Source organism: Lysobacter sp. Root604, assembly GCF_001427505.1.
Taxonomy (GTDB): domain Bacteria; phylum Pseudomonadota; class Gammaproteobacteria; order Xanthomonadales; family Xanthomonadaceae; genus Lysobacter.
This window is the reverse complement of record NZ_LMGS01000001.1, coordinates 1686187-1697946: the sequence shown is the minus strand read 5'-3', so window position 1 is coordinate 1697946 and position 11760 is coordinate 1686187. Positions and strand designations below refer to the sequence as shown.

The 11760-nt window shown below is 67.4% G+C and carries 7 protein-coding genes and 1 pseudogene; 6 read left to right on the top strand and 2 right to left on the bottom strand.

All coding sequences use genetic code 11. From position 1 onward, the window contains the following. Positions 1–193: 193 nt before the first annotated feature. The 3 genes from ASD69_RS07595 to radA all read left to right on the top strand — a co-directional run bounded on the left by ASD69_RS07595 (position 194) and on the right by radA (position 2528). Positions 194–499, top strand: coding sequence for a hypothetical protein (locus ASD69_RS07595; RefSeq protein ID WP_056175867.1), 306 nt, complete (start codon positions 194–196; stop codon positions 497–499). A gap of 174 nt (positions 500–673) precedes the next feature. Continuing rightward, positions 674–961: a hypothetical protein gene (locus ASD69_RS07590; protein WP_056175864.1), complete on the top strand. Its 288-nt coding sequence runs from the start codon at positions 674–676 to the stop codon at positions 959–961. A gap of 157 nt (positions 962–1118) precedes the next feature. Further along, positions 1119–2528: a DNA repair protein RadA gene (gene radA, locus ASD69_RS07585; protein WP_056175861.1), complete on the top strand. Its 1410-nt coding sequence runs from the start codon at positions 1119–1121 to the stop codon at positions 2526–2528. A gap of 344 nt (positions 2529–2872) precedes the next feature. Here radA and ASD69_RS22650 read toward each other — a convergent pair. Both ASD69_RS22650 and ASD69_RS07580 read right to left on the bottom strand, forming a co-directional pair. Further along, positions 2873–3154, bottom strand: a pseudogene (locus tag ASD69_RS22650) (ankyrin repeat domain-containing protein); the annotation flags it as partial. 679 nt (positions 3155–3833) lie between these two features. Continuing rightward, complete coding sequence (locus ASD69_RS07580; RefSeq protein WP_082576363.1) at positions 3834–4736, bottom strand: ankyrin repeat domain-containing protein; 903 nt, start codon at positions 4734–4736, stop codon at positions 3834–3836. Positions 4737–4907: 171 nt separating this feature from the next. Here ASD69_RS07580 and ASD69_RS07575 point away from each other — a divergent pair, with 171 nt between their 5' ends. From ASD69_RS07575 to ASD69_RS07565, 3 genes are all read left to right on the top strand, one after another. Continuing rightward, positions 4908–7376, top strand: coding sequence for an XVIPCD domain-containing protein (locus ASD69_RS07575; RefSeq protein WP_157499073.1), 2469 nt, complete (start codon positions 4908–4910; stop codon positions 7374–7376). A gap of 343 nt (positions 7377–7719) precedes the next feature. Further along, positions 7720–9882 carry a type I secretion system permease/ATPase gene (locus tag ASD69_RS07570; protein WP_056175850.1) on the top strand — a complete coding sequence of 721 codons (2163 nt, stop codon included), beginning with the start codon at positions 7720–7722 and terminating at the stop codon, positions 9880–9882. Further along, positions 9879–11300 carry an HlyD family type I secretion periplasmic adaptor subunit gene (locus ASD69_RS07565; protein ID WP_056175847.1) on the top strand — a complete coding sequence of 474 codons (1422 nt, stop codon included), beginning with the start codon at positions 9879–9881 and terminating at the stop codon, positions 11298–11300. The genes ASD69_RS07570 and ASD69_RS07565 overlap by 4 nt, the downstream gene beginning before the upstream one ends. Positions 11301–11760 lie beyond the last annotated feature (460 nt).

Sequence of the window (11760 nt, the reverse complement as noted above, 5' to 3'; positions counted from 1 at the left end):
TCGGGCGTCCGCGCCGGATCGTGACGCGCATCTGAACCAGCAGGCGTCGCGTCGCGGAACCCGCCCGCGCTACGCCGGTCACACTCGTGGTCGCCTAAGTGCGCGCCGCCGTTGCAGTGTCATCCGGTGAGACGCGCGCTGCCTAGGCTCCTCGTCCGCCGTCGCCGGCGCGCCCTCCCAGGAACCGCCGTCCATGCATTACAGCTCCGCGCAGATCGAAGACGAACTCCAGCGCCTGGACGCCACGCTCGCGCGCGTGGCCGCGCGCGCGGGGCGCGGCCTGGATTACGAGATCGAGCGCCGCCTCGACGCGCATCGGCGCTCGCTCAGCGACATGGTCGGCGCCGATGGCGCGGTGCTGGTGCTGGACACCGTCAACGCGGCCAAGCACGCGATGGGGCAGGAGCGTCCAGGCGACTACCTGGCGGCGATGGAAATGTCGCGGCGCACCCTGGCGCTGGTGGTGCGGCGCATGCTCAATCGCTTCGAGGCCGCCTAAGGCGCGTAGCGCATGCGCGCATAAGCATCGGTACTGAACCGGAGTGTGAACGCCGGCCAGTGTTTCACCGTTCGGCCATCGGCTCTTCACGAAATTTTTCTTGCGCGGTCGCCACCATGGCGCGCCATCGAGCGGCGCGGCCGCTCCGGTGCAGGCGAGGCGAGGAGACGGTCGATGCGCGTGGATGTGTTCGTGGTCGGCGACGAGGAGGGTTACGTCGTCGCGCCCGCCGGGCGGCCGCTGCCGCTGGACGAGATGTTCGCGCTGGGCGCCTTGCGCTTCGGCTGGACCATCGAGAGCACCATGGCCGCGCCGCGTCTGGACTGGCGCGGCATCGCCGCGGATATCGATGCGCGCGGGTACGGGATCGTGCCGCGCGCCGATGTGCCGGGCCTGTTGGCGACGCCGCAGCGCTGGCTGCCCGCGCTGTATCCGGAACACCACCGGCCGCTGGCGGCCTGAGCCGTCGCGGTCGCCTCCGCCCCATAGACGGATAGGGCGGTAGGCGAGGGCCTACCCCGTCTGGCGGCATCCGCCTACACGCCGTTCAGCCGTTGCGGTCTCGCGCGTTGCGACGCGGTCCCGGTACAGTGCCGGTCAGTTTCCGCCAGCGATCCCCATGTCCAAGCCCGCCAGCAAGCCCGCCTCCAAGGCGCGCACCGCCTACGTCTGTTCCGAATGCGGCGCCGACCACACCAAGTGGCAGGGCCAGTGCGGCGAGTGCGGGGCCTGGAACACCCTGAGCGAGTTCGTGGTCGAGCCGGCGGCCAAGGGCGGCGGTGTCGCGGCGACGCGACGCAGCAGCTGGGCCGGGCGCGCCGACGCGCCTGCCGTCACCGCCTTGAAGGACGTGCAGCACGGCGAAGAATCGCGGGTCAGCACCGGGATCGGCGAGTTCGACCGCGTGCTTGGCGGCGGCCTGGTCCACGGCGCGGTGGTGCTGGTGGGCGGCGACCCGGGTATCGGCAAGTCCACCCTGCTGCTGCAGGCCATCGTGCGCATGGCCCAGACCCTGCCGGGCCTGTACGTGACCGGCGAGGAATCCCTGGCCCAGGTCGCCGGGCGCGGCGCACGCCTGGGCCTGCCCCTGGACGGCGTGCATGCGCTGGCCGAGACCGGGGTGGAACGTATCCTCGAACACGCCGCACGCATGAAGCCGGCGCTGATCGTGGCCGACTCCGTGCAGACCTTGTGGACCGAGCAGCTCAGCGCCGCGCCGGGCTCGGTCAGCCAGGTCCGCGAGAGCGCCGCGCGCCTGGTGCGCTACGCCAAGGAAACCGGCACCGCCGTGTTCCTGGTCGGCCACGTGACCAAGGAAGGCGGCATCGCGGGTCCGCGCGTGCTCGAACACATGGTCGACGCGGTGCTGTACTTCGAGGGCGAGAGCGGCAGCCGCTTCCGCGTGCTGCGCGCATTCAAGAACCGCTTCGGCGCGGTCAACGAACTGGGCGTGTTCGCGATGGGGGACAAGGGCCTGCGCGAGGTGCCCAACCCCTCGGCGATCTTCCTGTCCGGCAGCCGCACCCCGCAGCCGGGCAGCTGCGTGATGGTCACCCGCGAGGGCACCCGGCCGCTGCTGGTCGAGGTGCAGGCGCTGGTCGATTCCTCGCCGCTGTCCAACCCGCGCCGGGTCGCGGTCGGCATGGAGCAGAACCGCCTGGCCATGCTGCTGGCGGTGCTGCACCGCCACGGCGGGGTCGGGGTCGGCGATCAGGACGTGTTCGTCAACGTGGTCGGCGGCATCCGCGTGCAGGAGACCGCGGCCGACCTGCCGGTGCTGCTGGCGGTGCTGTCCTCGCTGCGCGACCGGCCCTTGGCCGAGCAGACCGTGGCCTTCGGCGAAGTCGGCCTGTCCGGCGAGATCCGGCCGGTGCCCAACGGCGAGGAGCGTCTGAAGGAAGCCGCGACCCATGGCTTCAAGCGCGCGATCGTGCCCAAGGCCAACGCGCCCAAGAGCGGAAAGGTGGGCGAGATGACGGTGGTGGCGGTGGAGCGTCTGGCCGATGCGCTGGAGGCGTCGGCGGATTGAGGCCCGCGGTTGGCCGACGTGGGTGGCGCCTTCGGTCGCCTTAGCGGACCGACGTGGCGGGCTGCGCGGCGACCGGCGGCTTCGGCTCCGAGGCCTGCGCGCGTCGGCAGCGGGATGTCCTTTTCCTCGGTGGGCAGGCCCAGGCCTTTGCGGCTGAACTTGATGCCGTCGGGCATCGGCGGCGGTTTCAGGCCGCGCGCTAGGGCGAACATCTGGCATTTGCGTTGCCATTCGACCATGTGCGGTTTCACCGGCAGCCAGAAGATTTCCTCGAGGATGGGCATGCGGTCGCGGTCGTTCGCGAATTTGGCTTCGTCCGAGGCGCGTATCTTCAGTGCGGGGTCGGCCCCGTGCTGCAACAGCCAATAGGCTTTGTCGAAATTGCCCAGGCTGGCGTACCAGTTGAGCACGGTGTTGTGACCGCGCTTGTCGTTGAGCGTGGCGTAGAGGCCGTCGTTGATGCGCGCGCCACGCTCGATCAACAGCTGCACGTTCTGCCATTGCCCGCGCAGGTAGGCCACGTACAGCAGCGACTCGTCGTTGGAGTTGAGCGTATTGGGATCGCCGCCGTGGTCTAGCAGCAGCTTGAGATAGATCGGGTTCTTGCTGCGCGCGGCCAGCACCATCGCATTGTTACGATACTGCCCTCGCTTGCGTTCCGGCTCGTGCTTGCGCGCATTCGGGTCGGCGCCATTCTCCAGCAGCAGGCGCAGGCCTTCTGGATTCTCATTGAACACCGGCCAGGCCACCAGCGGCATGTCGCCTTTGTCGAATAAGTGATCAGGATTGATGCCTTTTTCGTGGATCATCCAGCGGATCTGCTCAGCCTTGCGGCGGTCGCTGGCCACCGCCAGTTGCAGGGCCGGACCCTCGAAGTAATCGCCCGGGTCCCAGGGCAGCCGCTCGCCGCTCGCGGGCGGCATCGCCCAGCACGCGGTCAGGGCGCACAGCATCAGGCCGGCCAGGGTCCAGCGGCGCAGCGGCGAGGGCGGTAGCGGCAGCGTCATGGTGGCGGTCGTCCTTGGCGTGGGGCGGCCCGAATGTAACAAAGCCGACGTTTCGACAAGGCGGCTTGAAGTGCCGGTTTCGGTCCAAGCATGGCGCTGTTCAGGGATAGTCGCCACGTCGCCAAGAGCGCGACATCGTCGGCTCGTGCGCGCTCGAATACATGATCGACGCGGTGCTGTACTTCGAGGGCGAGAGCGGTAGTTGCTTCCGGGTGCTGCGCGATTCAAGAACGCTTCGGCACCTGGCCTGCACCTTCGAGTCGGCGGAGGACTGAATCCACACACCGCCGCGGCGCTGTCAGCGCGCCGGCGGGGATGTCGGCACCGGGCTTGACGTCGCGGGGGACGCCGTCGGCAGCGGGATGTCCTTTTCCTCGGTGGGCAGGCCCAGGCCTTTGCGGCTGAACTTGATGCCGTCGGGCATCGGCGGCGGTTTCAGGCCGCGCGCCAGGGCGAACATCTGGCATTTGCGTTGCCATTCGACCATGTGCGGTTTCACTGGCAGCCAGAAGATGGATTCGAGGATGGGCATGCGCTCGCCCTGGCTCTTGTCATCGAAGTCCGGTGGCAACCACATCTTGCGCGCCGGATCGGCGCCGTGCTGCAAGAGCCAATAAGCTTTGTCGAAATTGCCCAGGCTCGCGTACCAATTGAGTACGGTGTCGTGGCCTTCGTAACTTTCGGATTTCGCGAACAAAGGCTCGTTGATGCGCGCACCGCGCTCGACCAATAACTGCACGTTCTGCCATTGCCCGCGCAGATACGCCACATGCAGCAATGACTCGTTGTTCGAGCTGAGCGTATTGGGATCGCCGGCGTGGTCTAGCAGAAGCTTGAGATAAATCGGGTTCTTGCTGCGCGCGGCCAGCACCATCGCATTGTTACGGTACTGGCCTCGCTTGCGCTCCGGCTCGTGCTTGCGCGCATTCGGGTCGGCGCCGTTCTCCAGCAGCAGGCGCAGGCCTTCGGGGTTCTCATTGAACACCGGCCAGGCCACCAGCGGCATGTCGCCCTTATCGAATAAATGATCAGGATTGATGCCTTTTTCGTGGATCATCCAGCGGATCTGCTCAGCCTTTCGGCGGTCGCTGGCCACCGCCAGCTGCAGGGCCGGACCCTCGAAGTAATCGCCCGGGTCCCAGGGCAGCCGCTCGCCGCTTGCGGGTGGCGCCGCCCAGCACGCAGTCAGGGCGCACAGCATCAGGCCGGCCAGGGTCCAGCGGCGCAGCGGCGAGGGCGGTAGCGGCAGCGTCATGGCAGCGGTCGTCCTTGGCGTGGGGCGACCCGAATGTAACAAAGCCGACGTTTGACAGGGGCGGGTTGAAGTGGCAGTTTCGGTCAGAGCTTAGCGCCGTTCAGGGATAGAACCGCCATGTCCACGCCCGAGCAGGACCTCCCGTCGCAAACCCCGCGCACGGTTGAGGAAAAGATCGCTCAGTTGCGCGAGCAACAGGCCTTGCTGACGTCGATGCGCGAGCGTTCGGCGAGCAGCGGCGACCGCGAGCTGGGCAGCCAGGCCGATGCCCTGCAACGCCAATACCACGCCCGAGAAATGGCCGGGCTGGCGGCCGACGTTTACCGCTCTGCCGAACACACTGGCCAACCGCCGCCCGGTTGGCTGCGCGGCAGCGAACATCCGGACCTATTGCGTAAGGCCGGTGTGGGTTGGAGCAACGATCGCGTCGACCAACTACTGCAGCCCGACGATTCGGCCTTCCGTGCGGAAATCTATCTGCCCGATCCGCGCGTGTACGGTCCCGAGGTCAAACCGGTCCTCAGTTACAAGGGCTCCAACGGCCCGGTGGTGTTCGACGAGAGCGGCAAGCAGGTTACGCGCGAATCCGCCCCGGAAGACTGGATGAACAACGGTCGTCAGGGGCTGGGATTGCGCAGCGACTATTACGACCGGGCGATGGAAGTCGCGGTCGAGTTCAGAAACTCCAAGGTGGGCGGCAACTTCGAAATCGTCGGCCACTCCCTGGGTGGCGGCATGGCCTCCGCCGGCTCGGCCATCACCGGCGTGCCCGCTACCACCTTCAACGCCGCCGGCCTGCATCAGGCCACGGCGCAGCGCTATGCGGATCAAAACGGGCTGACCGTCCACAACCCCAATCAGACCGTCGTGGCCTACCAGGTCACCGGCGAAGTGCTCACCGACGTGCAGACCAGCATCGACCGCATGAACGGTCAGCGCAGGGCCGAACTCGGTCGCGTCGCCAACCAGGCTTCGGAACTGATGCGCCTGCCGGGCGCGAAGGAACTGCTGGGCCAGCAGCTCGCGCAGCACCTGCCTTACAGCCGCGAGGCCCAGGCCGACGCGCGCGGTCTGGTCGATGCCTTGGCGACCCAGTCGGGCAACCGCGCGCTGCGCGACATGCCGCTCGCGGCGGGCCAGGTGCAGCCCTTGCTGACGCCGAAAACGCGCGACGCCCAGGGCAGCCTGATCGATCGACCGCAGGCGATGTCGCTGGGGCAGGCCGGCGAGTTCGCCGGGCCGCTGCTGCGCGTGGCTACGGTATCGCTGGCCGGCGCCCAGGTCGGGCGCCAGGCCGGTGAAGTCGTTGCCGGTGGCGGCCGTGTCGCCGACCGCGGGCTGGACCTGGCCGGCGACGGCGCGCGCGTTGGACTGCAGATGAGCGGGCGTGCCGCCCAGGCCGGCACCCACACCGTCGGCCAGATTCCCGGCTGGCAGGTGCGCACCGGCGGCGAAGCTGTGGCCCAGGTGCAATTGGTGTCGGGCCGTGCCGCGGCCGCGGTAGACATGGTTCAGTGCGAAGGCGCCAAGTGGACCAACAGCGCCACCAATACCTTCCTGCGCGGCGCCGGGCGCTGGGTGCCGATGCTCAACGACATCGCCGATCAGCGCGACCGCGCCACCGCGCAGTACTGCGAGGCCCAGCGCGGCGAAGCGCGCGCGGCCCTGACCGGTTCGCAGCAGGCGGCCAACAACACGCGTGCGGGCGCCAATCAGGGCGCGCGCGCGATCGAGCAGACCGCCGACGCGGTCGGCGCCCACGTGCGTCGCGGCGCCGATGGCGCGGGGCATTCCATCGATGCCACGCTCGATGCCACCGGCTACCAGATCCGTCGCACCACCAGCTACGCGCCGCTGGGTTTCGCCCTGACCGGCGCGACCGTGGCCGGCGTCGGCGGCGCCGCGGTCACCTTCGATCCGACCCGTCCGGGCGGCATCGGCAACATCGTCCAGACCAAGGTGTTGTTCGACAACATCGGCCAGGCCGCGGGCGAAGCGGTGCAGCGCCACGGCATGGTCGACACCGTGCTGCCCAGCCTGGATTTCCGCACCCGCGAAATGGAGCGTGCGGCGGCGCAACGCCTGCCGCAGACGATCGCTCCGCCGGCGCAGGACAGCCCGATCGTGCCGCAGGCGACTCAGGGCACGCGCGGCGCCAACGCGAACCCGCCCGGCGACGGCGTGCTGCTCAACGATCCGCGTCATTCGCAGTACCCGCTGTACCGCGGCGCGGCCGAGGGCGTGTACGCCTTGGACGCGCGCTTCGACCGTACCCCCGATCCGCGCAGCGACCAGCTTGCCGGCTCGCTCGCGGTCGCGGCGATGCGCAGCGGCATGCAGGAGATCAACCACGTCGAGCTCAGCCGCGACGCCAGCCGCGTGTTCGCGGTGCAGGGCCGGCTGGACGATCCCGCGCGTCTCAACGCCAGCGTCGAAACCGCGCGCGGTATGGACACGCCTTTGCGCGAGAGCAGCCAGCGCGCGGCGGAGATCGAAGCCGCACGCGCGCCGAATCAGGTCCAGGCTCAGACCCAGGACCCAAGCCAGGATCCGCAGACCGCCGAACGCGCCGCGCGTCGGGCTTGAGCCCGCTCGGTCGGCGCCGGGGCCGTTAAGCGGCCTCGGCGGAAACCCTAGCGACTCTGGCCGCCGCCGCAGCCTGCGTGCGCACAGGCTTCGTCTCGCACTGCGCCCAGTCGTGTTCGCACTGCGGCGAGCCGAGCCCGCATGGGGCGGCTTTGCGCCGACAATGGACGCGTAGGCACAGTGCCTGCGCTTTCGCTACGCGCCGTGGGGCGCGTGCACGAATTTCGCTAACGGATACGGACGGCAGAACGGCATGCAGCCGCTCGCGTCTGTGCACGCTCGTGGGTGCGTGGCGGAGGCCTGAAATCGATTGCCGCGACGCACGCTTGGATGTGAATGAACGATGGCTCCGGATTCCCTTACGCCCAGCAGGCTGCCTGCTGAAGTCGTCGCGCCCCAGCACGATCTTGCCCTGCTGGGTCTGGCGATGCTGGCGCAATTCCATGGCATCGCTGCCGATCCAGCGCAACTGACGCACCAGTTCGGCCGCGGTGGCGAGCCGTTCGACGACGCGTCCCTGTTGTTGGCCGCCAAGCAGTTGGGGCTCAAGGCCCGCATCACGCGTACCGCATCCGAGCGTGTCGCCATGGCCGCGTTGCCGGCCTTGGCCTTGGCTCAAGACGGGCAGCATTTCGTGGTCGCCAAGGCCGGCGACGATTCCTTGCTGGTGCACGAACTCGGCGAAGGCCGCGCCAAGGTGATGACGCGCGACGCCTTCGAGCAGCGCTACCACGGCCGCCTGCTGCAGGTGACTTCCCGAGCTTCGGTGCTGGGCCAGTTGGCCAAGTTCGATTTCCGCTGGTTCGTGCCGGCGGTGGTCAAGTATCGCCGCTTATTGGTCGAAGTGCTGGTGGTGTCGCTGTTCCTGCAACTGTTCGCACTGGTGACGCCGCTGTTCTTTCAAGTCGTGATGGACAAGGTGCTGGTGCACCGCAGCCTGACCACGCTTGAGGTCGTGGTGGTCGGATTGATCGCGATCGCGGTGTTCGACGTAGTGCTGACCGGATTGCGCGCCTATACCTTCTCCCACACCACCAGCAAGATCGACGTCGAGTTGGGGGCGAGGCTGTTCCGGCACATCCTGGCCTTGCCCTTGAGCTATTTCGAGTCGCGGCGCGTGGGCGACACCATCGCACGCGTGCGCGAGCTGGAGAACATTCGCAATTTCCTGACCGGACAGGCGCTGACCTCGGTGCTGGATCTGCTGTTCACGGTGGTGTTCCTGGCGGTGATGTTCTACTACAGCGGCTGGCTCACCCTGGTCGTGGTGATCTCGTTGCCGGTGTACGCGTTGTGGTCGGCTTCGATCACGCCGGTGCTGCGCAAGCGTCTGAACGACAAGTTCGCGCGCGGCGCCGACAACCAATCGTTCCTGGTGGAAACCGTCAATGGCATAGGAACGGTCAAGGCCACCGCGGTGGATCCGCGCGTCACCCGAACCTGGGACAACCAACTGGCCGGATACGTCGAGGCGTCGTTCAAGGTGTCGCGGCTGGCGAATATCGGCCAACAGGGCATTCAGTTGGTGCAGAAGCTGGTGGCGATCTGCATCCTGTTTTTCGGCGCCAAGCTGGTCATTGCGGGCGAGCTGTCGCTAGGGCAGCTGATCGCGTTCAACATGTTGTCCGGACAAGTCTCCGCGCCCATCGTGCGGCTGGCCCAGCTGTGGCAGGAGTTTCAGCAAGTCGGCATCTCGGTCGAGCGCTTGGGCGACATCCTCAATACCCGCACCGAGCTGCCCGGCAGTCGCATGGCCTTGCCGCCGATCCAGGGCCGGATCGGCTTCGACAAAGTGGTGTTCCGCTATCGCCCCGACAGCGCCGAGATCCTCGGCGGCATCGATCTGGATATCGCCCCTGGCGAGGTCATCGGCATCGTCGGCCGCTCCGGGTCCGGCAAGAGCACGCTGACCAAGTTGGTGCAGCGCCTGTATGTGCCCGAGCGTGGCCGCGTTCTGGTCGACGGCCATGATCTGGCGCTGGCGGACCCGGCCTGGCTGCGACGCCAGTTGGGCGTGGTGCTTCAGGAGAACTTCCTGTTCAACCGCAGCGTGCGCGAGAACATCGCGCTTAGCGATCCGGGCGCGCCGCTGCAGCGGGTGATCGAGGTCGCGCAGCTGGCCGGCGCGCACGATTTCATCCTCGAGTTGCCGCAGGGTTACGACACCGTGGTCGGCGAGCAAGGCGCGTCGCTGTCGGGAGGCCAGCGCCAGCGGCTGGCGATCGCGCGCGCCTTGATCGCCGACCCGCGCATCCTGATCTTCGACGAGGCGACCAGTGCCCTCGATTACGAGTCCGAGCATGCTGTAATGCGCAACATGCGCGCGATCTGCCGCAACCGTACCGTGCTGATCATCGCCCACCGATTGTCGACGGTGCGAACGGCGGATCGGATCATCGTGATGGAAAAGGGGCGTATCGTCGAAAGCGGCCGGCATGACGAGCTGTCGCAACGCCCCGACGGTCACTACGCGCGTCTGCTGCAGTTGCAACAGGGGGACGCATGAAACATCTGGCGTCGGCGTTATCGGAGTTCGTCTCGCGCTACGCGCAAGCCTTCAAGGCCTCCTGGGCGGAACGTAGCCGTCTTGAACCGCCTCGGCGCGATGCCGACGAGCTGGCATTCCTGCCCGCGCATCTGGAGCTGACCGATACGCCGGTCTCGCCGACCGCGCGTTGGGCGATGCGCATCATCGTCGCGCTGTTCTGCGTGGCCTTGCTGTGGGCCGTCCTGGGCCAGCTCGATATCGTCGCGGTAGCCAACGGCAAAACCGTGGCCGGGTCGCGCACCAAGGTGGTTCAACCCGCCGAGACCGCGGTGGTGCACCGTATCCTGGTGCGCGACGGCCAGACCGTGCGCAAGGGTCAGCTGCTGATCGAGCTCGATGCCACCAGCACCGGCGCCGACTATGCCAAGGCCGACGAGGCGCTGCTCAACGCGCGTCTGGCGGAGCTGCGCCTGGGCGCGATGATCGAAGCCCTGGATCGCGATGTGCCGCCGCGCTTGGCGGTCGATCCCGGCTTGCCCGAAGCGCGCCGCGACGCCGAGCAATTGCTGGCCAGCAGCCAGTTCCAGGCTTTCCGCGCACGCCGCGACAACCTACGCGCCGCCGCCGCGCAGCGACGTGCGGAGCTGCGTACCGGCTCGGCCATGGTCGGTCCGATGCAAGAAGCCGCCGCCATCGCCAAGAGCCGTGTCGACGACTACGCCGAGCTGGTGGACGCCAAGTACGTCGCTCGTCATGAATACCTGTTGCGCAAACAGGAGCATATCGCCGCCGAACGCGATTTGGCCGCGCAGCGCAATCGCTTGCGCGAGATATCCGCTTCGCTGGACGGCGCGGAGGAAGAGCTGCGCGTTCTGGTGGCCGATACCCGCGAACAGACCCTGGACGGCCTGCGCCAGGCGCGCGAACAGGTACGTCAGTCGACGCCGGACCGTGCCAAGGCAGGGCAACGCGACCGCTTGATGCAGTTGCGAGCGCCGGTAGCGGGCACCGTGCAGCAGCTGGCGGTGCATACCGTGGGCGGCGTGGTGACGCCCGCCCAGCCGTTGTTGGCGGTGGTGCCCAGCGAGGAAGCGCTTGAAGTGGAAGCCACGGTACTGAACAAGGACATCGGCTTCGTGCGCGCGGGGCAACGCGCGACTGTGAAAGTCGAAAGCTTCCCTTATACCCGCTACGGCTATCTCGAAGGCACGGTGGAAAGCGTCTCCCACGACGCAGCACAGGACGAGAAGCTGGGCCTGGTGTTTCCCGCACGCGTGCGTTTGCGCGACGCGTACTTGATCGTGGACGGCGTGAAGGTCGCCCTGACCCCCGGCATGTCGTTGAGCGTCGAGATCAAGACCGGAAAGCGACGCGTGATCGACTATCTGTTGAGTCCACTGAAGCAGCATGGCGATGAAGCGATGCGCGAGCGTTAACGCAACGCGCCGGGCGTCATCGTCGGCGCTTGGTTGAATTCGCCCCGTTCGAGTCGGGGCTTGTATGCGACCCCCGCTGGCATCGGCAGGCGGCGCTGTGCTCAGAAGGACGTGAGCCGGTAGCGCGAAATGTCTGCCGAGTCGGTCCGATTGGCCGACTTGCGTCTTCGAAGAACAGCTGCAACGCCGGTGCAATTCTGCATGGTCAGTTGCCGCGCTCCACCGTCTTTTGGAGGCGACTTCTTGGCTGCCAATGAGCACGAACAACGTGCAAACCATTCATAAAATGCAGTGCGCCGAATCGTGGCGATAGTGCGCTGAAGCGACGACAAATCGCGTGCGAACGCGCAGACAATCCTCGCATGGAGCGGCGCACGAAGCGCCGAACGGAACAGGACAGCGCGATCGCTGGATTCGGATCGGGGGCGTGTCCCGGTCTGCGCAGAGGGGAACGTTATCG